Source organism: Avibacterium sp. 21-599 (assembly GCF_026226765.1).
Classification (GTDB): domain Bacteria; phylum Pseudomonadota; class Gammaproteobacteria; order Enterobacterales; family Pasteurellaceae; genus Avibacterium.
Genome location: NZ_JAKKOB010000001.1, coordinates 1,404,931 through 1,428,989, shown reverse-complemented (window position 1 = coordinate 1,428,989; position 24,059 = coordinate 1,404,931). Strand labels below are relative to the sequence as shown.

Annotated in this window: 17 protein-coding genes; 10 read left to right on the top strand and 7 right to left on the bottom strand. The window is 39.9% G+C overall.

Annotated elements, in window-relative coordinates; translation table 11 throughout:
- Nucleotides 1–168: 168 nt before the first annotated feature.
- Complete coding sequence (locus L5B83_RS06910) at nucleotides 169–873, bottom strand: ComEA family DNA-binding protein (protein ID WP_265777972.1); 705 nt, start codon at nucleotides 871–873, stop codon at nucleotides 169–171.
- 305 nt (nucleotides 874–1,178) lie between these two features.
- On the opposite strand from L5B83_RS06910, the gene L5B83_RS06905 reads away from it, so the two are divergent.
- From L5B83_RS06905 to L5B83_RS06895, 3 genes are all read left to right on the top strand, one after another.
- The gene (locus tag L5B83_RS06905; protein WP_103852985.1) at nucleotides 1,179–2,141 is read left to right on the top strand and encodes a TAXI family TRAP transporter solute-binding subunit; all 963 of its coding nucleotides are present in this window, start codon (nucleotides 1,179–1,181) and stop codon (nucleotides 2,139–2,141) included.
- Between the two features lie 76 nt (nucleotides 2,142–2,217).
- A complete protein-coding gene (locus tag L5B83_RS06900) occupies nucleotides 2,218–4,854 on the top strand; it encodes a TRAP transporter permease (protein WP_265777971.1) in 2,637 nt (878 codons plus the stop codon).
- A 90-nt stretch (nucleotides 4,855–4,944) separates the two neighbouring features.
- Entirely contained in the window at nucleotides 4,945–5,370 is a 426-nt protein-coding gene (locus L5B83_RS06895) for a universal stress protein (RefSeq protein WP_265777970.1), read from the top strand.
- Nucleotides 5,371–5,443: 73 nt separating this feature from the next.
- On the opposite strand, the gene L5B83_RS06890 is transcribed toward L5B83_RS06895, so the two are convergent.
- The 6 genes from L5B83_RS06890 to L5B83_RS06865 all read right to left on the bottom strand — a co-directional run bounded on the left by L5B83_RS06890 (nucleotide 5,444) and on the right by L5B83_RS06865 (nucleotide 11,655).
- Nucleotides 5,444–6,082, bottom strand: a complete 639-nt coding sequence (locus L5B83_RS06890) for an MBL fold metallo-hydrolase (RefSeq protein ID WP_265761847.1) — start codon at nucleotides 6,080–6,082, stop codon at nucleotides 5,444–5,446.
- 83 nt (nucleotides 6,083–6,165) lie between these two features.
- Nucleotides 6,166–6,726 carry a YcbK family protein gene (locus L5B83_RS06885; RefSeq protein ID WP_265777969.1) on the bottom strand — a complete coding sequence of 187 codons (561 nt, stop codon included), beginning with the start codon at nucleotides 6,724–6,726 and terminating at the stop codon, nucleotides 6,166–6,168.
- 118 nt (nucleotides 6,727–6,844) lie between these two features.
- Entirely contained in the window at nucleotides 6,845–8,344 is a 1,500-nt protein-coding gene (locus tag L5B83_RS06880; protein ID WP_265777968.1) for a L,D-transpeptidase family protein, read from the bottom strand.
- Between the two features lie 70 nt (nucleotides 8,345–8,414).
- A complete protein-coding gene (gene prc / locus L5B83_RS06875) occupies nucleotides 8,415–10,469 on the bottom strand; it encodes a carboxy terminal-processing peptidase (RefSeq protein ID WP_265777967.1) in 2,055 nt (684 codons plus the stop codon).
- 68 nt (nucleotides 10,470–10,537) lie between these two features.
- Entirely contained in the window at nucleotides 10,538–11,140 is a 603-nt protein-coding gene (proQ, locus tag L5B83_RS06870) for an RNA chaperone ProQ (protein ID WP_265777966.1), read from the bottom strand.
- A 290-nt stretch (nucleotides 11,141–11,430) separates the two neighbouring features.
- On the bottom strand, nucleotides 11,431–11,655 hold the full coding sequence (locus L5B83_RS06865; protein WP_250350125.1) for a hypothetical protein: 225 nt from the start codon (nucleotides 11,653–11,655) through the stop codon (nucleotides 11,431–11,433).
- A 176-nt stretch (nucleotides 11,656–11,831) separates the two neighbouring features.
- Here L5B83_RS06865 and L5B83_RS06860 point away from each other — a divergent pair, with 176 nt between their 5' ends.
- The 7 genes from L5B83_RS06860 (at nucleotide 11,832) to L5B83_RS06830 (ending at nucleotide 24,059) form a co-directional block, all read left to right on the top strand.
- Entirely contained in the window at nucleotides 11,832–13,091 is a 1,260-nt protein-coding gene (locus tag L5B83_RS06860) for a paraquat-inducible protein A (protein WP_250350124.1), read from the top strand.
- A complete protein-coding gene (locus L5B83_RS06855; protein ID WP_265777965.1) occupies nucleotides 13,069–15,711 on the top strand; it encodes a PqiB family protein in 2,643 nt (880 codons plus the stop codon). Before L5B83_RS06860 ends, L5B83_RS06855 begins: the two co-directional genes overlap by 23 nt.
- 90 nt (nucleotides 15,712–15,801) lie before the next feature.
- Nucleotides 15,802–17,703, top strand: a complete 1,902-nt coding sequence (gene parE, locus L5B83_RS06850) for a DNA topoisomerase IV subunit B (protein ID WP_265777964.1) — start codon at nucleotides 15,802–15,804, stop codon at nucleotides 17,701–17,703.
- 333 nt (nucleotides 17,704–18,036) lie between these two features.
- On the top strand, nucleotides 18,037–19,065 hold the full coding sequence (gene nirK / locus L5B83_RS06845) for a copper-containing nitrite reductase (RefSeq protein WP_265778392.1): 1,029 nt from the start codon (nucleotides 18,037–18,039) through the stop codon (nucleotides 19,063–19,065).
- Nucleotides 19,066–19,125: 60 nt separating this feature from the next.
- Nucleotides 19,126–21,375: a DNA topoisomerase IV subunit A gene (gene parC, locus L5B83_RS06840; protein ID WP_265777963.1), complete on the top strand. Its 2,250-nt coding sequence runs from the start codon at nucleotides 19,126–19,128 to the stop codon at nucleotides 21,373–21,375.
- A gap of 342 nt (nucleotides 21,376–21,717) precedes the next feature.
- The gene (locus tag L5B83_RS06835) at nucleotides 21,718–23,262 is read left to right on the top strand and encodes a YjjI family glycine radical enzyme (protein WP_265777962.1); all 1,545 of its coding nucleotides are present in this window, start codon (nucleotides 21,718–21,720) and stop codon (nucleotides 23,260–23,262) included.
- Nucleotides 23,262–24,059 carry a 4Fe-4S cluster-binding domain-containing protein gene (locus tag L5B83_RS06830; protein ID WP_265777961.1) on the top strand — a complete coding sequence of 266 codons (798 nt, stop codon included), beginning with the start codon at nucleotides 23,262–23,264 and terminating at the stop codon, nucleotides 24,057–24,059. The genes L5B83_RS06835 and L5B83_RS06830 overlap by 1 nt, the downstream gene beginning before the upstream one ends.

Below are 24,059 nucleotides of genomic sequence, written 5' to 3'. Positions count from 1 at the left end.
ATTAATAGCCAGTAACCTAACAAAAACCATCCCCTGTTTGTGGAAACTAACGAAATCGCCTGCCATTTAAATGCTGTTAAATACTATTTCCATAAAAATCTGCTCCTTCGTTGGCTGTATTCAACGTTTGGGGAACAGATCAAAGTGCGGTAGTTTTTTTACAAATTTTTAGAAACTTAAATAAGGAGCGATTTTTTCGATCGTTGCTTCGCCAATCCCCGAAATATTAGATAATTCTTCCACAGATTTAATTTTTCCTACTTTATTGCGGTATTCAACAATGGCATTTGCTTTTGCTTCACCGATACCTGAAAGGTTTTGCAATGTTTTAGCATCTGCTTTGTTGATGTTGATTTTTTCACCTGCATAAGTTTTCGCTTTTTCTGTTAGGGATTTAGCTTTATCTGATGCTTTTGTTTTCACTTTTTCAGCGGCGGATTTAGCACTTTCTTTGGCTTTAGTTTCAGCTGAGTTTTTGCTATCAGTCATTTTATCCTTCGCTTTTATTGCCCCCGCTTTCTCTTCTAGCGATTTTTTCGCTGATTTAGCGTTGCTTTCAACGGTTTTTTTACTTTCTGCCAGTTTATCTTTAGCTTTTGTTGCACTTTCTTTCACTAAAGTCGCTTTATCTTCGCCTAGTTTTTTAGCGGATTTTGCTTTATTTTCTACCGCACTTTTCGCATCAAGAACATTGTCTTTTACTTTACTGGCTTTTTCTGTGGCAAACGTTTTACCTTGTTTTATTGCATCTTGTTTCATTGTTTGAACGGTATTTTTTACCGCGTCAGTTGCGCCTACTTTTTCTGTAGAAAAGGCGGTTGATGATACTGCCATTGCTAAACTTAATGCTAATACCGATTTTAATGTTTTCATTTTAACTCCTTAGGTTAATGAAGATTCCCTTGCGGGGGGAAGATGGGAACGCTTTCCCGTGAATTCTCCTATTAGTTTCCTTTTTTATAAAAAAGTTCCTCATATTTCATTTTTATGGATAAAAATTCGTCAAAACCCTACCGCACTCGTGTAAAAAATGATTGCAACAAGAAGCAATCTAGGGTATATCTTGTTCGTCTGTAAATTTTTTGTAAAAATTTTAGGGCAATACAACATCTCTTAGGCATAAGCTTTTGTTCTAAAGTGATTAAGCCTTCTATAAATTAAACAGTAAAGGAGTAAAAATGAAAAAATTATTAAAACTCTCTCTTATCGCGGGCGTAGCAGCCACCTCTTTTTCTGTGCAAGCGGAAGATCAGTTTGTAACCATCGGGACTGGTGGTCAAACCGGGGTTTACTATGTGGTGGGGCAATCCATTTGCCAATTAGTAAATCGTGATACCGCAAAAACTCATATTAAATGTAACGCGCCTTCAACTGGTGCTTCTGTAGCAAACTTAAATGCCATTGCGGCAGATCAAATGGAAATGGGCATTGCGCAATCAGACTGGCAATATCACGCTTACCACGGTACAAGCTCCTTTGCGGGTAAGAAAAATGATAAATTGCGTGCAGTGTTCTCAATTCACCCAGAGCCGTTCACCTTAATGGCGCGTGATGATTCAAATATTAATTCTTTTGATGATTTAAAAGGTAAACGCGTGAATGTGGGCGATCCGGGTTCTGGTACGCGCGCAACAATGAATGTGATTTTGGCTGCGAAAGGTTGGACAGACAAAGAATTTAAAGTGGCGTCTGAATTAAAACCTGCTGAAATGGCATCAGTAATGTGTGATAACAATCTTGATGCGATTACCTATAACGTTGGTCACCCAAATGGTGCGTTGAAAGAAGCAGCGGCTTCTTGTAATGCTCATCTTGTTCCTGTAACAGGTGAAGCGATTGATCGTTTAGTGGCGGCAAATCCTTACTATGCGAAAGCAACTATTCCGGGTGGGTTATATCGTGGTACAGATAATCCAGTAGATACTTTCGGGGTATATGCCACTTTAGTAACTTCTTCAGATGTGCCTGATGACAAAGTTTATGCGGTAGTTAAAGCGGTATTTGATAACTTCGATCGTTTTAAACGTTTACACCCTGCGTTTGCTCATCTTAAAGAAGAAGATATGATTAAAAACGCACTTTCTGCTCCATTACACGAAGGTGCGGTGCGTTACTATAAAGAACGCGGTTGGTTACAATAATCTCATCTTTATTATTTAGGCAGGCTTAGCCCTGCCTTTTTCCGTTTTCATTATTTCAAATTTTTCGGGAGATTTTATGTCCGAATCCACAAAAAAAATGGATTACGATGATCTGCAAGATATGGTCGCCTCCAATGATTCAGGCGGACGAAATCCTACTGGTGCAAGCAGGAAACTGATTGTTATTACCGCAATTTTATGGTCATTATTTCAATTATATTACACCTCGCCATTTCCATTTTGGCTACAAGAAGTCATACGAAATTTTGGGGTAGATGTTAATGTGGTGATCGATGATACTAAAGCACGTTCGATCCACCTTGCCTTTGCATTGTTCTTAGCCTATTTATCTTTCCCTGCGTTTGCGACTTCGCCAAAACACCGCATTCCGTTGTTAGACTGGTTTTTTGCTACGCTTGGCGCATTTTTAGGGGCATATTACATTTTCTTTTATGAAGGCTTAGTAACACGTTTTGGTGCGCCTAATACGCAAGATATTATCGCAGGCTGCCTTGGTGTATTATTACTGTTAGAGGCTTGTCGCCGTAGCCTTGGTTTACCTTTAGTGATTATTGCTAGCGTCTTTTTAGCTTATAACTATTTTGGTCAGTTTTTGCCAACGGATTGGATCATTAGCCACCGTTCAGGCTCACTTTCGCAAATGGTGAACCAGCAATGGGTAACCACTGAAGGGGTGTTTGGTGTTGCATTGGGGGTTTCTACTAAATATGTCTTCCTCTTTGTTTTATTTGGGGCATTATTAGATAAAGCGGGAGCAGGTAACTATTTTATTAAAACCGCTTTTGCTTATTTAGGTCATCTGCGTGGTGGGCCGGCTAAAGCCGCCGTGGTGTCATCAGGCTTAACTGGACTTATTTCAGGTTCATCAATTGCTAACGTCGTAACCACAGGAACGTTCACTATTCCAATGATGAAACGTGTTGGCTTTTCCGCAGAAAAAGCAGGCGCAGTAGAAGTTGCCTCTTCCGTGAATGGGCAAATTATGCCACCAGTAATGGGCGCTGCTGCTTTCTTGATGATTGAATATGTCAATATGCCTTATAGCCAACTTATTACCTATGCGGTACTACCAGCATTAATTTCTTATATTGCCTTGGTTTATATTGTGCATTTAGAAGCATTAAAAATGAACTTGCACGGTTTACCAAGAACAGATCCACCAAATCCATTCTTAATTACCTTACTAAAATTAGTGAGCACAATTCTAGCCGTCATTGTTTTAGTTATTGGAGTCAAATTTGCCTTAGGTTGGATCAAAACTATCGCACCTGAACATAGCTTTTTGATTGTTGCTATCGCATTGGCTTTAGTGTACTTAGCATTAATTCGCCGTGTTGCACAATTTCCTGATTTAGAAATTGATGATCCTAACTCCCCCGTGGTAAAACTGCCTTCAGCAAAACCAACGGTAAATGCTGGGTTACATTATTTGATTCCAGTGGTCGTCCTCATTTGGTGCTTAATGGTTGAAATGCTCTCACCGGGTCTTTCTGCTTTCTGGGGAACTGTTACCTTAATGGTTATTCTCGTTACTCAACATCCGTTGCTTAACTTCTTCCGCAATAAACCGATTAGCAAAGATCAGTTTAAACAAGGTTTTCATTCGCTTGTTGATGGATTAGAAACCGGTGCGCGAAATATGATCGGAATCGGAATCGCTACTGCAACGGCAGGAATTATCGTTGGGGTGGTTTCTCTGACTGGCTTTGGCGTGCAACTTTCAGGCATTATCGAAATGCTCTCAATGGGTAACATCTTGCTTATGCTTATCCTTGTGGCAATCTTCAGCTTAATTCTTGGAATGGGCTTGCCAACCACTGCCAACTATATCGTCGTGTCATCATTAATGGCGCTGGTTATAGTCGAAGTCGGAAAACAAAATGGCTTAATCGTCCCACTGATTGCCGTACATTTATTCGTTTTTTACTTCGGCATTATGGCAGACGTAACCCCGCCAGTAGGCCTTGCTTCTTTTGCAGCCGCTGCGGTATCGGGAGGCAATCCAATAAAAACAGGGTTAGTGGCGTTCTTTTATAGCTTAAGAACCGCAATCTTGCCATTCTTATTTATCTTTAATACAGATCTGCTATTAATTGATGTGGGCTGGGCAAAAGGCATATTGGTTGCCGTGGTCTCTACCATTGCCATACTCGCCTTTACCTCTGCGACAATGAATTATTTCATCACGAAGAATAAACTGTGGGAAACCTTTGCTTTAATTTTTGCGGCATTTATCATTTTCCGCCCAGGTTTCTTTATGGAATATATTTCCCCAACGTCTTACCATATTGAACCTGTTCACTTGGCACAAGCGTTGGAAAACGTGCCTGTGAATGAAAAAATTACAGTAAAAGTCGCGGGTACCAATCCTTATGGAAAGCAAATTGAGTTTTACTCTGAACTCAGCGTACCAGAAGGAAAAACAGGTGAGGAACGCCTTAACAAACTTGGTTTAACCTTACTCAATACCGATGAAACCATTGAAATTGAGGGTAAAACCACGCCAAAAGTGATTATTGATATGGTTGAAATTGATTCCCCTGCTGCCAAAGCGGGATTAAATTGGGATCAAACCTTATTAGATATTTCCTTACCGAAAGTGGCTATCGCCAAAGAATGGATGTTCATTCCCGGCTTGTTGATTATTCTTCTCGTTGGATTTAATCAACGCCGTAGAGAGAAAAAACAATAAAAAATTGACCGCACTTTGCAATTAAAGTGCGGTCAAAATTTTATAAATTTACCCAATGTAAAAACCGCAACCGAATAAAAGGATCTTATTATGTACAACAAACTGCTTATCGCCATTGATCTCAGCAATCTAAAAAGTGCGAAGTATGTCGTAGATACCGCATTACAGCTTACTAACCATAACCCCGATGCAATTTACCGTGTTGTGACGATTATTGAACCTATTGATGACAGCTTTGTCTCCGCCTTTTTACCGAAAAACTTTGATAAATCCGTGATTGAAGAGGCGAATAAAACGCTGCACGAATTCACTAAAACCCACTTTCCAGCAGGAGCAAAAGTGCAGCATATCGTTGCCCACGGTACGATCTACGAAGAAATCAACCGCATCGCCGATGAAAAAGCAGTAGATCTCATCATTATGCTCGCCAGCAGCAAACCAAATGCCAAAGGCTTAAGTAGCAACACTGTCAAAGTGGCACGTTACGGTAAAAAACCGATTTTGGTTTTGAAATAAAAGAGATAAACAAAAAAGGGAGTAAACGCACAATACTCCCTTTCTTGTTATTTAGAACACCACTTTGATTTTTCTACATTCCCTGCAAAAACGGGTTGCTTTTCTTTTCCTTTCCAATGGTAGTGTAATTTCCGTGGCCTGCGATGATAATCATTTCATCGGGTAATGGATAGAGTTTTTCTTTAATTGAGTTCAGCAAAGTTTGGTGATCGCCACCGGGGAAATCTGTACGCCCAATGCTATTTTGGAATAATACATCACCAGTAAATGCAATATTTTTGCTATGCTCAATAAAACCAATATGCCCCGGTGTATGCCCCGGTAAATGCAACACTTCAAAATTGAAGTCCCCCACTTTAATGATTTCCCCTTCTTCATTTAACCAGCGATCAGGCAAAAAAGCGTTTGTTTCAAATAACATTCCAAAGCGTTCTGCTTGTTGTGGTAAGCCTTCAAACCAATAGCGATCGGCATCGTGCGAACCCCAAATTTCCACATTAAAATGATTTTTCAGTTTTTCTGCTGCACTGATATGATCTAAATGACCATGAGTAAGCAAAATCAATTTTAGATTTAATCCTAGTTCTTCAATCCGTTTAATGAGCTTTTCGGCTTCACCACCGGGATCAATAATTGCAGCATTTTTTTCATCGTCCCAAATAATTGAACAATTTTGTTGAAATGCGGTAACTGGGATAATTTCAATATTCATTTTATTTCCTTTACTAAAACTGTTTAAATTGAAATAAGAAAACCGCAAACTTACTTGCGGTTTTCTATAAAAGATAGTGTAAATCAGCTTCCACGCCAAGTGCGAACAGGGCCTGTATCAATATGCACGAAATTACTTCTAGGATAATACCCGACACCACCATTATTAAGGCTTTCTGCGGCTTTTCTAACCTGCGCTAATGGTACACCATCAATACGAAAATCAATTGCTTGTCCACGAATATGGTAGCTATTACTTGCAACACCACGACTTCTTCGGTGCATTGCAGCATTACTCGCAGGCGAACGATAGCCACAAATGATCTGAATTTCTGTATTGCGCAAACCTAAATGACTTTGAATTTGGTAAAACTTATTAAATAATTTAGGATCCATTCGACGGATCTGATTATTACGTTTATCGCGTAATAAGTAATCCAACTTTTTCAGACTTGCCGTAGAAAACCCTTTTGTCGGACTAAATTCCCCAGTGAAACGATCACCTGTATTAATATTTCTAAAGTTAAGAATGCGTGGTTTCGCTGTTGATGCCATTGCTAATACTGAGTTAGGTAATAACGAGGTACCTAAAGTAATCCCTCCAAGGGAAAGCCATTTACGGCGTTGTTGATTAATTTCGCTCATATCAATTATTCTTTACGCTAAATTTACAATTATTTATTTTTCGACTATGCACTTTCTAATTAGTTCATAAAAAAGTAAAAAATTTAATAATCGTTATCATTTTTCAATGTGCTAGGAATTACATCAAATATTTTTTTACCGCATTCCAGTTTACATAGTTCAGATTTGGTACAGCATCATAGCCATAAATATCTGGCAAGGTATGTAATTTTCCACCATTCATCCAAGCCGTTACATAATAAAGATAAACAGGATTCTCTGACCCAACATTGGCAGAAGTGGTTTTCTTACTGCCCAGCACGTTACGCTTACGCTCATCAGACCAACCGACTTCTTTCAATAAAATACTGGCTAACTGATCAGATTGTTCAACGCGAATACAGCCTGAACTTAAGGCACGATCTTTTTTGTTAAATAAATTATGGTTTGGGGTATCGTGCAAATAAATCGCATCAGCACTTGGCATATTAAATTTATAATTCCCTAATGCACTATCCCCGGGTGCTTGGCGAATACGATAAGGGAATTTGTTGCCCATTGCTTCCCAGTTAATGGAATGCGGATCAATGATACGCCCAGAACCATCTGTAATCGTATAACCATTGCGTGCCACATAACCCGGATCGCGTTTGATTTTTGGTACAAGATCTTCATCAATTAAACGTGTGGTTGGTATCCAAGGTGGATTGACCACAACATTGCTTAACTTGCTGTACATCACAGGCGTTTTACGCGCTTGTTTACCTACGATAACGCGTGAATTCATCACCAGTCTACCATTACGATAATAATTAAGCTGATAACTTGGTACATTAACAAATATACCATTATAGAATTCAGGTAAAATTCTTAAACGCTGTGTGTTGATCGCCAATTTATAGCGTTGATTAGGATCTATTTTTCCTGAAGAAATTAACGCTTCTAGCTGGTATAAAGTTTGACGATATAAGCTATTTTTCCCCGCAAGCTGCGCAACAAATTCAAAATGTTGATTATTTTTCACCGCACTTAACCAACGGTAAATGTCCTGCTCAGTCGGTTCGGCACTTTTATACGCTGTTGGAGAATACAACCATTTCTGTGCAGATTTTAAGACATTTTGTGAATAATAAAGATAATCAAGGAAAGCGTCAGTCAGCAAAATATCATAGACCAAACGATCTTTGCCTTCAGCATTGTAAATACGATCTAAATTCTGTGCAGATTGACGAGAAATGCCACTCGCAACTAATGCCGCATACTCGCGTAAAAACTGTTTCTCCGCTTTTTTATCTTCCCATAGCAAAATATAATCATTTTGTGTATAAATTTTGGCAACGGCAGATTTAAACATTAACGGTTGTGTGCCAATAATATCCGTTAAACGCTGTTCTGAACCCTGTTGCTGCTCCAGATTTAAGCGATCATCTTCAGCTTTACGCAGTGCCACTATTTTTTCTGCGATCACTTTCTGTTCAAGCAAAAGCTGTTCATTGGTCAGTTTAACCATTGCTGGTTTTACTGCCTTTCCAAGATTTACCACTGCCACCGTATTTGTCGATAACGCGCTCCCCACATAAGCGCAAGACATCAGTAAAGTTGCGAACTTAACTAACTTAAATGAAGTCGTTTTTAACATTCTAGAGTCCTTAAATATAAAAATCACAATAAAAAGCACCGCACTTATAAAAGTGCGGTGAGAAATTTAGTTATTTTTTCGGCGTAACCTCTTTTTCCGAAAGAGGATGTTTTTCATCAAAATTAATGAGATCCATCGCCATTTTTTCTGCTTCTTTTAAGTAGAAATCAGGCGCTTCATAATCTTTCGGCAAATCATCCAGTTTCTTCAATGGCTTTTTGCCTTCACGTTTAAAGCGTGCATTGAGGTCTTTCAAGCGTTTTGCATCATCTTTATCATTTTCTGCTTTACGTTTTGCAAAATTCAATGATAAATATTTACGCTCACGGCGTGCATCCAATACTTTAAGATCTTCATTAAGGGCTATAAATTCAGGATCTTTTGCCATTCGAGCAATATGCGGGGCTTCTAACGCATTAACGGCCTCTCTTGCATTTCCTGCCTCTGAATAAGGGGCAGGTGGTAATTTATCCCAAGGTAATGCATTGTCCTCTTTTTCTTCACCATATTCCTTCAAATCAATGACTGAAGGGAAAGTAATATCTGGCGCAACGCCTTTCAACTGAGTGCTTCCGCCATTGATACGGTAGAATTTTTGAATGGTGTATTGAATAAGTCCCATTGGCGTTTCTTCAGAATCAAACACAAAATTCAATGGACGACTTTGTTGAACCGTGCCTTTACCAAAGGTATTCTGCCCAATAATGATAGCTCGGTTATAATCTTGCATTGCCGCGGCAAAAATTTCTGACGCAGAGGCACTAAAACGATTAATCATCACCAATAATGGCCCTGAATACGCTTGCGTATTATCTGGATCTTCGTGAATACGAATGCGTTGATAAGCATCTCTCACCTGAACCACTGGCCCATCGGTAATAAATAAGCCGGTCAATTCAACCACTTCTTTTAATGAACCGCCACCGTTTTCACGCAAATCAATGATCAATGCTTGTGCATTTTTCTGTTTCATTTCCACAAGCAGTTTTTTCACATCTTCCGCTAAGCCCAGATAAAAACTTGGAATTTTAATAACGGCAATTTGCTTACCTTCCACCTTTTCAACGGTTAATTTGGCGGCTTGATCTTCTAAACGAATTTTATCTCGAATAAGGGTAACAATACGGGATTTACCACCTTTTTCTGGTTCAATTTCTAAACGAACTTTGCTGCCTTTTTTCCCTTTAATCTTATCAATCACGTCATCTAAACGCCAACCGACAACATCTTCAATTTCCCCTTTCGCCTGCCCAACGCCTACGATTTTATCTCCCGGCTTAATTTTTTTACTGCGATCTGCTGGCGCACCAGCGACCAAGGATTTTATAATCGTGTCGCCATCTTCCGACTGTAATGTTGCCCCAATCCCTTCTAAAGAAAGATTCATACTTTCATTAAAACTTTTTGCCGTTCTTGGTGCAAGATAACTGGTATGTGGATCAATTTCGCGCGCAAAGGCATTCAAATATACTTGAAGAATATCATCAGCTTTCGTTTGTGTTAAACGGCGAATCGCTAAATCATAGCGTTTGGTTAAGGTTTTCTTGATTTCACGCCAATTCTTGCCTTTGAGCTTCAAGTTAATAATGTCATTTTTAACGCGTTGCGCCCAAAGTGCATTGGCCTCTTCTTCCGTTTTTGGCCAAGCTGCATCCTTGCGTTCAATCTCAATTTGCTCATCTGTGCTGAGATTTGGCTCTTTATCTAAAAGAGATAAGGCATATTTATAACGTTCATAACGGCGTTTCATCATTCGATCGTACATCGCAAACGCCATATCTAGCTTACCTTGGTTAAGCTGATCGTCTAGCTTATCGCCATAGTTAGCGCGCATTTCTGCCACATCTGAAGCCAAGAACGTATTACGGTTAAAATCTAAATTTTTTAAATAGCGATCAAAAATCTTTTGCGAAAAGTCATCATCTAACTGAAACTTACGATAATGAGATTGGGTTAAACGCGTTGCAACGCGCTTTGTTACCAACTGGTTCGTTTCAGTTGGTTCTGGAATGACAATATCTGCCGCCTTCAATTTAGGGGCAACAGCAACGGCAAGATCCGCATTAACAAATAAGGCACTTAGCAGCAAACCGGCTAAGTAGCCTTTTCTTTTATTAAATTTCATTCAAATGTCCTAATCAAAGTAAATATCACAATGATGACTTCTTTACTTAACTCAATAAATAACGAGAATTATGCAAATAAGCGCTCTGCGGTGACAGAGATTGTTAAACCATTTTCAAGTTCAACACGTACATTGTCTTTCACCACTTCTAAAACCACGGCACGCTTTGTGCTATTTCCTGCTTTGACTTTTACTGTCGCCCCTTGCGTTAAAGTAGCAAGATCTACTGCAACTAAATTAGGTCTATTCGTTTTTTTGCCATTCGCTTTGTTACTATTTGGACGCGCTGGCTTTTTATTGGTTTTTGGGTTTGCCGCACGTTCCGCAGCACGTTTTTCCGCTACTTTTGCTTTGCTTTCCGCTAATTTTTGTGCGGCGTGTTCTGCGTGTTCTTTTTCTAATACGCCTGCAGGATTACCTTGCAAATCAACGCGTTCAGCCCCCTCTTTACAAGCATATAAATAACGCCAACCTGCTGTATATAAACGCAATGCTTGACGCAATTGGGTTTTGCTCACTTTTTCATCATCAGCAAGGGCTTCAGCTAAATCTTGGAAAATCCCGATTTTTAACGGTCTTGCCTCACCTTCAAGGAAAAAACAGCGCGGAAACTTTTCCGCAAGGTAAGCAATAATTTCTTTGTTATTTGTTAATTTCTGCACTTCTGTCATTGTGTAATCTCACATACCACTAATTTTGAATAAAAAAATCTGCGCTATTCTAGCTTAAATTAGAAGAAAATGGCAATTTTTTGATCGAGTTTATGCTGAATTGCTAATGCGTGATGCAAAATGTATATGAATAAGCCCACCGTAAGCGGTGGGCTATGATGAACTAAAATGAAAAAGCCTGCGTTGCAGGCTTAAAAAAAATAACGTTTAGTGTTTTGTTAGATAAGTTGCCGTTAATGCAACAATCAAACCGATTAATGCAAAAACAACAAGTCCAAATGTCATTTCCATTATTTTCCTCCCTTTGCTTTTTCCCTAAATAAGCGTCCGCCTACTAAAAAGAGATAAATCGCTCCACCAAGTAGAACGGTATTTAAGCATTTTATTGCAATAGAATCTTTCCCATACAGAATAACAGGTATCGCTAAAATTGCAACCTTAGCAATATCATCTGACATTTTTGACCAAGATTCGAAATCACTTTTATTAATTGGTTTCTTGAATAAATTCAGCACACTTTGCCTCCTTTCAATCGTAGCAGCGACAATTCAAGATTAATAAGCATCACAAATTTTGTCAATCAAACAAAGTGCGGTACTTTTTGCCTAAATTTTCCGTAAAAAATCACCGCACTTTGAAAACCATTTAAATCCATATAAAATAGCGATTTTATTTTCACTTATCGTATTTAATGACTAAACCGTTAAACAGCACAGATTACGCCAAACAGCATATTGCACGTTGTTCTCATTGCGATGCCACGGTGTCTGTGCCAACATTGAAAGCAAGCGAATATGCAGAATGTCCTCGCTGTGATGAAGTGCTATATTCGGGCAGCCGTTGGAGTTTACATCGTTGCTCAATGATTGCGCTATCTATGTTGATTTTAATGCCTTTTGCCTTGAACTATCCTTTATTGAGTATTGATTTACTGGGTACACGGGTAGAGGCATCAATATGGCAAGGGGTATGGAAAATGGCAACGGAAGGCTATCCATATACGGCATTTTTAATTTTTCTTTGTGCCGTATTTATGCCCATTTCTTTTGCGATTTTGGTTATTTTACTTCGTCTTTCACAAATATTCGGCATTAAGCCGCGTAATATTTTACTCGCGTTGGGATACATTAAACCTTGGGTGATGTTTGATGTGTATTTGGTTGCCTTAGGGGTAACAATGTTTAAAGTACGAGAATACGCCACGCTTAGCCTTGATATTTATTTAATTGCCTTTATTTTCACCGCACTTTTAACTACTCTGCTCTTTATTAAGCTCAATCTTAATGCATTATGGAATGATTTTTATCCACAAGACAGATTTTTAACTGCAATGCCCAAGAAACCACCTTGCGTGTGTTTGGAATGTCATTATACTTTTACCGAACCTTATCAAGATAGCAAACATCGTAAGCGTTGCCCGCGTTGCCTCACCATCACGGAAGTTTCGGCAAATATTAGGTTGCAACGCACGTGGGCAACCTTAATTGCGGGGATTATTATGCTTTTCCCTGCTAATTTATTGCCTATGTCGGTAGTTTATGTCAATGGCGCACCAAGTGCGGATACCTTGATGTCTGGGGTAATGACGTTTATTGAAATGGGCAGTTACTTTGTGGCGTTCGTTGTCTTTTCAGCCAGTATTTTTATCCCAATCAGTAAAGTTTTTATTTTGCTTTATCTCTTAATTTGTGTACATTTCAATATTCACCAATCTATAAAATGGCAAATGCGTCTGTTTCATCTCGTGCATTTTGTTGGACGTTGGTCGATGTTAGATTTATTCGTACTCGCCTTGATGATGTCCCTTGTTGCTCGTGGACAGATTATTAATTTTTCCGTTGGTCCTGCTGCGTTCTATTTTGGTGCAGCCGTATTTTTAACAATGATTTCAGCTTCACAGTTTGACAGTCGTTTACTTTGGAAGATTTATGACAGAAAAAAACAAAAATAGTATTGAAGAAAATTATCAACAGGTACAAGCCACTATTCATAAAAATAAACGGATTTCACCTTTTTGGCTGTTGCCGTTTATTGCCTTATGTATTGGGGCGATTTTGTTCTTTCAAATAATACAAGAACAAGGGATTAGTATCAAAATTACCTTTGATAATGGCGATGGTTTAGTCGCTGGGAAAACGCAAATTCGCTATCAAGGTTTACAGATCGGGGTGGTAAAAAAGGTGAATTTCACAGATGATCTGAAAAAAGTCGAAGTCGCTGCAAGTATCTACCCCGAAGCTAAAACGGTCTTGCGCCAAAACACCAAATTTTGGTTAGTTCGTCCAAGTGCTTCTTTAGCCGGTATTTCAGGTATTGATGCGCTGGTTTCTGGTAACTACATTACCCTACAACCCGGTGATGGTGAATCAGAAGATGAATTTGTGGCAGAAGATGAAGGGCCGATAGCTCAAGTTACTGAAGGCGATTTGCTTATTCATTTACTTGCTGATGACTTAGGCTCGATCTCTATTGGCGCCTCTGTCTATTTCAAAAAAATGCCCGTAGGGAAAATTTATGATTACCGTTTCACAAAAGATCAAAAGAAAATTGAAATTGATGTTGTGATCGATAAGCCTTATACGCAATTTGTAAAAAAAGACAGCCATTTCTGGAACATCAGTGGGATTAACGCCAATATTGGTATGTCTGGCATTAATGTCAAGGTAGATAGTTTGAATGCGGTTGTTCAAGGTGCGGTGGCATTTGATTCCCCACAAAATAGCCCTCAAGCGGAAAATAACAGCAGTTACCGATTATATGCCAACTTACAAGCGGCCAAACGTGGTATTGAAATTAATATCACTATGCCAAATATAGCGGGATTAAAAGCAGGTAAAACCGCTGTATATTCACAAGATGCACAAATCGGTTTACTTTCTGAGTTAAGTGCGGTGGAAAATAATGAGAAAATTTTACAGGGCAAATTACTTATTGATCCTAGTGCTGAAAATTTATTCAAAACTAACACCGAAATAGTATTACGCAACACAAAATTTAGCTTAAATGAACTCTCAGATCCGCAAAAATTATTACGGGGCGAATATTTTGATGTCGTCAGTGGTAGCGGTGAAAAACAGACGCAATTTAATGTTATCAAAGAGAATGAGCTTTTACTTAAACAACCTGATACGCTGGTGCTAACCTTAACCGCACCAGAAACCTATAATATTAGTGAAGGGCAACAAATTTATTATAATAATTTTGCCATTGGTGAAATTGTGAGCCAATCTATCGAACAAGATAATGTGCATTTTAACATTGCTATTGCAAGTAAATACCGCCATTTAATCCATCCAGATACGCTGTTTATTGCTGCCTCGAATTTTGAAGTGAGCCTTGGCGCTGATGGGATAAAAATGCAAGCAGCTACGCCAGAAAAATGGCTTCAAGGTGGTATTCGTATTGTTGCGGGTCATCAATCTGGAAAATTGCCTGAAAGTTTTCCTTTATATAGTGATCTCAGCAATGCAGAAGCGGGGATTGTGAGCAATGCTCTCACCCCAACAATTACCTTAACCACCTCACAACTACCGAGTATTGATAAAGGCTCTCTTGTGCTTTATCGCCAATATGAAGTGGGTAAAATTCTGGCCATTCATCCGAAAAAAGATCATTTTGATGTCGATGTCTTCATTTATCCTAAAAATCGTGATCTACTGACCAATAAAAGCCTATTCTGGGTGGAAAGTGCTGCGCAGGTGGATATTACGCCAAAAGGAATCAGTATCCAAGCAACGCCTATTGCACGCACTCTAAAAGGAGCAATTAGCTTTGATAACAGCGGTTCAGGGAATAAAATTCTTTATCCAAATGAAATGCGTGCCAAATCCGCTGGACAAATCATTAAGCTCACGGCAAGTGATGCCACAAATCTAAGCAAAGGAATGCCATTACGTTATATGGGCTTAACCATTGGTGAAGTGGATCGCATTGAGCTTTCCGCAGATCGCAAAATCATTGCCATCGCATTGATTAATCCCCAATATATGGCAATGATTGCGAAAGAAAACAGTAAATTCCGTCTCATTTCACCACAAATTTCCGCTGGTGGCATTGAAAATTTAGACAGTTTATTACAACCTTATATTGATGTCGAAGCGGGTAGCGGAAAAATACGCAATCAATTTCGTTTAACACAATCCGTGCCAACAACCAATAAATATGGTGATGGTTTCCCATTAATTTTAGAAACCAAAGATGCAATGAATATCACCGTGGGTTCCCCTGTTATGTATCGAGGGGTTGAAGTGGGTACAATTCGCAATTTGGAATTGAATTCCATTGGTGATCGAGTATTAGTGCATATTGTCATTGCCAATAAGCATAAATCTCTCGTGCGTCAAAATTCTGAGTTTTGGATCGCTTCAGGCTATGGTATGGAATTAGGTTTCACTGGGCTATCTATTAATACAGGATCAATGCAACAATTGTTAAAAGGTGGCATTGCATTCTCTACCCCATCAGGCACGGTGGTGCAACCACAAGCAAAAGCTAACCAACATTTCTTATTACAAGAAAAACGCCCTAAAGAGGCAATAAACTGGAATTTAGGCGTTTTAGGTAACGAATAAAAAAAGCAAAAAAACCAACCGCACTTTTGTATCAGTTGGTTTTTTTGCTAAACTTTTAGCAATTTTTATTATTAAATTACGGAAAACCCAATGACAACGAATTATTCCGCCAATGAAATTACCGTTTTAAAAGATCTCGAGCCCGTTCAACTGCGCCCCGGAATGTACACGGATACCACTCGCCCAAACCACTTAGGGCAAGAAGTCATTGATAATAGTGTTGATGAAGCCCTTGCTGGCTATGCCACAAAAATCGAAGTGATTTTACATAAAGACCAATCCCTTGAAGTGATTGATAATGGGCGTGGAATGCCGGTGGATATTCACCCTAGCGAAGGGGTTTCTGGCGTTGAAGTAATCCTTACTAAATTGCACGCGGGAGGAAAGTTTTCTAATAAAAACTATACGTTCTCTGGCGGTTTGCACGGCGTGGGAATTTCTGTGGTGAATGCCCTTTCTGACCGTGTGGATATTCAAATTAAACGTAACGGACAGGTCTATAAAATCGCCTTTGAAAATGGCGTAAAAGTCCAAGAATTAGAGGTAATTGGCACTTGTGGACGCCGTACAACTGGCACGACTGTGCATTTCAAGCCTAACCCAAAATATTTTGATAGCAGTAACTTCTCTGTTAGCCGTTTACGCCATTTATTACGTGCCAAAGCGGTTCTCTGTTCGGGATTAGAAATTCGCTTTATTGATAAAATAAACGGCACAGAAGATGTTTGGCTGTATCAAGACGGTTTATCCGATTATTTAACGGAAAACGTAGAAGGCTATACCACACTCCCCGCCTCGCCTTTTGTTGGAAATTTTGAAACAGAAAAAGAAACCGCAAGTTGGGCATTAATCTGGTTACCTGAAGGCGGTGATTTATTAGGTGAAAGTTATGTAAACTTAATTCCCACCATTCAAGGCGGAACGCACGTTAATGGCTTACGCCAAGGGTTGCTCGATGCAATGCGTGAATTTTGCGAATTTCGCAATTTATTACCAAGAGGGCTTAAACTTACCGCCGATGATATTTGGGATCGCTGTGCTTATGTGCTTTCTATCAAAATGCAAGATCCGCAATTTGCAGGACAAACGAAAGAACGTCTATCTTCCCGTCAAAGTGCCGTTTTCGTCAGCGGTGTGGTAAAAGATGCGTTTAGTTTATGGCTCAACCAAAATGTACAAGAAGCGGAAGAACTGGCCAAAATGGCGATTAGCTCTGCTGAACGGCGGTTACGAGCAGCGAAAAAAGTGGTGCGCAAAAAACAAGTGAGCGGTCCAGCCCTTCCGGGGAAATTAGCAGATTGTAGCTCACAAGATTTAGCCTTAACTGAATTATTCTTAGTTGAAGGAGACTCTGCTGGCGGCTCGGCGAAACAAGCGCGAGATCGTGAATATCAAGCCATTCTACCGCTTAGGGGGAAAATTCTAAATACTTGGGAAGTCTCCGCCGATCAAGTTCTTGGTTCACAAGAAGTCCACGATATTGCTGTGGCATTGGGAATTGATCCGGACAATAGCGATCTTTCTCAGTTACGTTATGGCAAGGTTTGTATTCTAGCCGATGCGGATTCTGACGGCTTGCATATTGCTACCCTACTCTGCGCCCTATTCTTACGCCATTTCCCCAAACTGGTGGCAGAAGGCCACGTTTATGTGGCAATGCCACCGCTTTATCGCATTGACATCGGTAATGAAGTTTATTACGCCCTTGATGAAGGGGAAAAAGACGGGATTTTAGATCGCCTCAAAAATAAGAAAGGGAAAATCAATGTACAACGTTTTAAAGGGTTAGGAGAAATGAACCCAAGCCAGTTGCGGGAAACCACAATGGATCCCAATACACGTCGCTTAGTACAGCTCACCTTTGATCAAGAGAATGAGCAAAACCAAACAGAAACCTTTGAATTAATGGATATGTTGTTAGCTAAAAAACGCGCAGAAGATCGCAAAAGCTGGTTACAATCCAAAGGTGATCAAGTTGATCTTAGCGTATAAGGAATCGCGATGAAAAAAACCATTTTCGCATTATTATGCACCGCACTTTTTACCAATATTCCGTTTGCATTTGCCGCCAATGAAATCAATACGGCAAGCACATCTTCATCAATCACGCAAGCACAACAGGCAGAAAAAAATGCAGATGATACCACAAGCACAGCACAAAACGCACAATTACAGCATTCCCTTACGCAGTTGCAACAGGCAATGCAAGAAGTGGCAAAAAATATGCAAAGTGCGGTAGAAAATTCAGCTGAAAATTTAACCACCACAGTACAAAATGTGGTACAAGAATCTTTGCTTGATTTTACTCAAACTTTAAAGAACAGTATTAAGCAAAATGCCCCTTTATCCGCAGAGCAAAAGCAAAATTCCACCTCATTACCTGTAATTGAAGCAGAACTCACTACCGCACCGAATGTCCCCGCCCCAATTACACGCGATTACCCAGCACGGGTGGTGGTAAAACTAGAAGCGTTAGAAAAAATTATGGAAATTATGCCTAAGGTTCAATTCAAATATTGGACCTATAATGGCTCAACCCCCGCCCCTTTTATCCGTGTGCGTGAGGGCGATACGGTGGAAGTGCATTTATCCAACCCAATCAATGCCAAACTACCACATAGCATTGATTTTCATTCTTCGGCTGCTCCTGAAGGCACCGCATTAGCAAGCAACACGACACCGGGACATACCAGCATTTACCAGTTCAAAGTGCTATCGCCCGGGCTTTATCTTTATCACTGCGCAGCAATGCCGGGCGCGCCCACACATATAGGTAAAGGAATGTTTGGTTTAATGCTCGTTGAGCCTAAAGCCGGTTTACCCCCTGTCGATAAAGAATTTTATATTGTCCAAAACGAATTTTATACGCAAGGGGAATTTGGCGAAGCGGGCTTACAGGTTTTTAGTATGCAAAAAGCAAGCTATGAACTCCCTGATTATGTGGTCTTTAACGGACATTACGGTTCGATGCTTGGGGATAACGCCTTAAAAGCGAAAGTGGGCGAAAAACTACGTTTTTATGTAGGTAATGCAGGCCCTAATAAGGTTTCTTCCTTTCATTTGATTGGTAAACCTTTTGATACCGTGTATGTGGAAGGCGGTTCATTACAAAATCACAATGTGCAAACCACCTTGATTCCTGCTGGTGGCGCAATAATGGCGGAAACGACGATTCCCGTACCCGGCATCTATCCTTTCGTGGATCATTCCATTTTCCGTACAGAAAAAGGGGCAAAAGGGGTATTAATAGTCAGTGGAGAGGAAAATCCACAAATTTTCAGCGGAAAATTAAAAGACGAACCTTATCACGAGCGTAACCCTGATGCGGATGTTTCCACTGGATTTAAACATTAAAAAATAACCCAAAATTACACCGCACTTTAATTTTAACGAATATAAGAGAAAAACAACGTTATGGCAGCAATTAATTACGAAGGCATTGAGCAAATGCCACTGCAAAACTTCACCGAAAGTGCCTATTTAAATTATTCAATGTATGTGATTATGGATCGTGCATTGCCCTTTATTGGTGATGGACTAAAACCTGTGCAACGCCGTATTGTGTATGCGATGTCGGAATTGGGACTCAATGCCACCGCGAAATATAAAAAATCTGCACGCACTGTCGGGGACGTATTAGGTAAATTCCATCCGCATGGCGATACCGCTTGTTATGAAGCAATGGTGCTGATGGCACAACCTTTTTCTTATCGTTACCCACTCGTCGATGGACAAGGAAACTGGGGCGCGCCCGATGATCCGAAATCGTTCGCAGCGATGCGTTATACCGAATCACGTCTGTCTAAAATTTCTGAAATCCTGTTAGGTGAACTTGGACAAGGGACAGTGGAATTTCAACCCAATTTTGATGGAACATTAGAAGAACCACAGTATTTACCCGCACGTTTACCGCATATTTTGCTCAATGGCACAACGGGCATTGCGGTGGGAATGGCAACCGATATTCCACCACATAATCTTAATGAAGTTGCCGAAGCCGCAATAATGCTACTTGATAATCCCAACGCGGATTTAGATGAAATAATGACCGTATTACAAGGTCCTGATTATCCAACAGAAGCGGAAATTATTTCCAGCAAAGCAGATATCCGAAAAATTTATGAGCAAGGGCGTGGCTCAATTAAAATGCGTGCCGTGTGGAAAAAAGAAGAGGGCGAGATTGTCATCACAGCGTTACCACATCAAGCCTCTCCATCGAAAATCATTAGCCAAATTGCCGAGCAAATGACCGCTAAAAAATTGCCTATGGTTGAAGATATTCGTGATGAAGCCGATCATAATAACCCAATTCGAATCGTGCTTGTTCCGCGTTCTAATCGAGTAGATTGTGATGTCTTAATGGATCACCTTTTTGCCACAACCGATTTAGAAAAAAGCTATCGTGTTAATATGAATATGATTGGCTTGGACAACAAACCTGCTGTCAAAAATCTGTTACAAATTCTTACTGAATGGCTTAGTTTCCGTCGTAGCACCGTCACCAAACGCTTACAACATCGTTTAGATAAGGTGCTAAATCGCTTACATATTTTACAAGGTTTGATGATTGCCTTTTTAAATATTGATGAGGTGATTGCCATTATCCGTAATGAAGATAAGCCGAAACAAGAACTGATGGCTCGTTTTGATTTAACTGATGAACAAGCCGAAGCCATTTTAAATTTACGTTTACGCCAATTAGCCAAATTGGAAGAACACGAACTACAAGCTGAACAGGATAAATTAGCGCAAGAGCGGTTAAATTTAGAACAGATTTTAGCTTCAGAACGTCGCTTAAATACATTAATTAAAAAAGAAATTCAACAAGATGCCAAAACCTTTGCCAGCCCTCGCCTTTCACCCATTATAGAGCGTGCTGAAGCCAAAGCCATTGCAGAAAATGAAATGATCCCAGCCGAACCTGTTACGGTAATTTTATCGCAAATGGGTTGGGTGCGTTGTGCAAAAGGACACGATATTGACGCCCAGAACCTCAGCTATAAAGCAGGTGATAGCTACCTTGCTCACGCTTATGGGAAAAGTAATCAGCCTGTTGTATTTCTTGATAGCACAGGACGTAGTTATGCGCTTGATCCGCTGTCTTTACCTTCTGCACGCTCACAAGGCGAACCGCTAACAGGTAAACTGACCTTACCCGCAGGTGCAAGCGTTTGCCAAGTATTAATGGAAAATGAGGATCAAAAACTCTTAATGGCTTCTGATGCGGGTTATGGATTTATTTGTCAATTTAGTGATTTAGTGGCTCGAAATAAAGCAGGGAAGGCATTAATTTCACTTCCTGAAAACGCGCAAGTACTACCACCTTTAACCTTACAGGCACATCAACAACTACTCGTTGCATTAACTTCAGCAGGACGAATGTTGATTTTCCCTGTGCAAGATTTACCTGAATTATCCAAAGGAAAAGGCAACAAAATTATTTCTATTCCTGCGGCAAATGCGAAAGATCGTTCCGAATTATTGGTGCGATTATTACTCATTTCTGAGCAAGCTAGCTTGGTCTTTCACTCAGGCAAACGTAAAATCACCCTTAAAGCGGAAGATTTACAACGTTTCCGTGCTGAACGTGGACGCAAAGGAAGCCAACTTCCAAGAGGATTGCACAGCAATGCAGAAATTGAAGTGCTTGAACCAAATCAATAAGCTATCATTGTTTATATTTGAGTAACTAATGCACAGTGTACGGCAAATCAAGCCAATGCAATGTTATTTCAACATCACGCGATCCGCCATTCAGAGCTGAACCTATTTTTTGTTCAGCTCTTTTCTAGTCGTTTAAAATGAAAATAAGACAAGGCAACAGCGACCGCACTGTACAAATGGTACATAAGGGGCTGTCCACACCGCCTTATTTTTATTTGAAATAACGCTATTTTTAACTATCTACATTATTCCTCAAGTCTGTGATCTAAATCACGGTAATGCGTCCTTTCCTTAGGTAGAATGATTGCCAACTCGGCATAAATTTTATACAAGGAGCAACCCATGCAAGCCTCACTACAAGATATTCTCGATGTGGTTAAAGCGAAAAACCTCACTTATCATCAAAAATTAATGAGCTTAGGCAATATTGCTGAGCGATTATTTAACCCCATTGATTTATTAGGTTACACTGAAGAAGAATGGGAATACATTCAAAATCATATGATTTGTGATTTATGTGAGGGTTATGCTATTTATCGTCCGCGTTATATTTTGCCTGATTATAATGTGTATATTCAAAAAGGCTGTAAATTCCTTGACTTACCTCCACCCAAAGATCTTGATGAAGTGCTAGATGGATTGCTTATTCTCTATTCCCACGTTCCTTCTATTACCACTTACCCTGTTTATATTGGTCGTTTAGATACGTTGCTCGAGCCATTCATTACTGATGAAAAACAAGATTATATTAAAATTAAACGTTTCTTAAACCATATTGATAAAACCATTGCGGATTCATTCTGCCATGCCAATATTGGTCCTTATGATACTAAAGCGGGGCGTTTAATTTTACAGGCTGTCATTGAGTTAGAAAACACCACGCCGAATATGACGATTCGCTATGACAAACAAAAAACCTCTCGTGAATTTGCAGAACTTGCAGCGAAAGCCTGTTTATTAGTCTCAAAACCATCTTTTGCCAATGACGCTTACTACATTGAAGATCTGGGTGAACAATATGGTATCGCAAGTTGTTATAATGCACTGCCTGAATGTGGTGGTGCTTATACACTCACTCGCTTGAGATTAGGCACGATCGGGCGCGCTTGTTCAAGTGTAGATGAAATGGTGAACGAATTGTTACCGAAAGTAGCAAAACTCGCCCTTTCCACAATGGATAAACGGCATAAATTCTTGATCGAAGAAAGCAATTTCTTTGAAAGCAGCTTCTTGGCACAAGAAGAATTTATCAAACGTGAAAACTTCACGAGTATGATTGCGATTGTTGGACTAGCCGATGCGGTGAACCATCTTTTACAACAAGAAGGTATCAATGAAACCTTTGGGCAAAGCCAACGTGGTGATGAAATTGCCACATTAATTATGGATAAATTGCAAGCAGTGAATAATGCTCATAAAGGGCTTTATGTGGAACGTACTCATCATCATTATTTACTACACGCACAAGTCGGGGCAAGCAATCACGAAGAAGATAAAATGAATACCCCTGCACACCGTATTCGCGTGGGTGAAGAGCCTACTTTGCTTGCGCATTTAAAACAATCTGCCCCATTCCATAAATATTTCCCATCGGGAACAGGTGATCTTTTTGCATTCGATCAAACCTATACCGATCATTTAGATGCGGTTGTCGATATCATCGAGGGAGCATTTGCACTAGGCTATCGTTATATTACGACTTATCTGAAAAATACCGATCTCATTCGCGTAACGGGCTACTTAGTGAAAAAAAGCGAGGTTGAACGCTATCGCAAAGGCGAAGCGGTATTACGTGACACCACTTGGTATGGTGCAGGAACAGACGATTGTGCGAACGTCTTTGATCGCCAATTACGTGATGAAGAAAACGTAACATCGAATTCATAATGGTTACACGTGCTACCCTATCAACTATCTATGTGCCTCTACATCGGATCATTCCCTTTTCCAATGTAGAGGGACAAGGTAATCGCACCAGTATTTTTTTACAAGGGTGTAAATTAAATTGCCTTTATTGCCACAACCCTGAAACAATTCCAAGAAAGAACAGTGAAGCGAAATTAGTTAGCTTGCAATATTTGTATGATCAAGTAATGAATGCAGTGCCTTTTATTCGCGGGGTTACCGTTTCTGGCGGGGAACCAACAATTCATCATAAAAAATTGATTCCCTTATTTCAGGCTTTACGCCAACAAGGTCTAACCTGTTATCTTGATAGTAGTGGCTTCTTTGATTATGACAGCACCCAAGCCTTAATTGCCGTAACGGATAAATTTCTCTTTGACCTAAAAGGTGATAGCTTAGGCTTGCAAACACTCTGCTTTGAACGGCGAAATCAGCAAGGCAAGGTGCCAAATCAAATTATCCCTACAACGCAACATATCAAAACAGAAAATCTCACCCGAAATTGGCAAAATCTTGCCAAATTATTACCGCACTCAAAAATTGAAGAAGTGCGGTTGGTTTTTGTCAAAGATTTTTTTGATGCCTATCGATTAGTGGAAAAAGCGGCACAGCTATTGCGAGATTATCCCGATGTATTATTCAAAATCATTCGCGTGCATAGCAAAGGCGCAAGAGACGAGGCTGGTTTAACCCCTTTTATTCCTACGGTAGAAGAAACCGAGGCACTGGCAGAATTTGCCAAACAATGCGGCATACAAAAAATGACTACGATTATCTAA

Coding starts and splice junctions, on each gene's coding strand:
- L5B83_RS06910 (WP_265777972.1), bottom strand. CDS start 873: ATGAAAACATTAAAATCGGTATTAGCATTAAGTTTAGCAATGGCAGTA.
- L5B83_RS06905 (WP_103852985.1), top strand. CDS start 1,179: ATGAAAAAATTATTAAAACTCTCTCTTATCGCGGGCGTAGCAGCCACC.
- L5B83_RS06900 (WP_265777971.1), top strand. CDS start 2,218: ATGTCCGAATCCACAAAAAAAATGGATTACGATGATCTGCAAGATATG.
- L5B83_RS06895 (WP_265777970.1), top strand. CDS start 4,945: ATGTACAACAAACTGCTTATCGCCATTGATCTCAGCAATCTAAAAAGT.
- L5B83_RS06890 (WP_265761847.1), bottom strand. CDS start 6,082: ATGAATATTGAAATTATCCCAGTTACCGCATTTCAACAAAATTGTTCA.
- L5B83_RS06885 (WP_265777969.1), bottom strand. CDS start 6,726: ATGAGCGAAATTAATCAACAACGCCGTAAATGGCTTTCCCTTGGAGGG.
- L5B83_RS06880 (WP_265777968.1), bottom strand. CDS start 8,344: ATGTTAAAAACGACTTCATTTAAGTTAGTTAAGTTCGCAACTTTACTG.
- prc (WP_265777967.1), bottom strand. CDS start 10,469: ATGAAATTTAATAAAAGAAAAGGCTACTTAGCCGGTTTGCTGCTAAGT.
- proQ (WP_265777966.1), bottom strand. CDS start 11,140: ATGACAGAAGTGCAGAAATTAACAAATAACAAAGAAATTATTGCTTAC.
- L5B83_RS06860 (WP_250350124.1), top strand. CDS start 11,832: ATGACTAAACCGTTAAACAGCACAGATTACGCCAAACAGCATATTGCA.
- L5B83_RS06855 (WP_265777965.1), top strand. CDS start 13,069: ATGACAGAAAAAAACAAAAATAGTATTGAAGAAAATTATCAACAGGTA.
- parE (WP_265777964.1), top strand. CDS start 15,802: ATGACAACGAATTATTCCGCCAATGAAATTACCGTTTTAAAAGATCTC.
- parC (WP_265777963.1), top strand. CDS start 19,126: ATGGCAGCAATTAATTACGAAGGCATTGAGCAAATGCCACTGCAAAAC.
- L5B83_RS06835 (WP_265777962.1), top strand. CDS start 21,718: ATGCAAGCCTCACTACAAGATATTCTCGATGTGGTTAAAGCGAAAAAC.
- L5B83_RS06830 (WP_265777961.1), top strand. CDS start 23,262: ATGGTTACACGTGCTACCCTATCAACTATCTATGTGCCTCTACATCGG.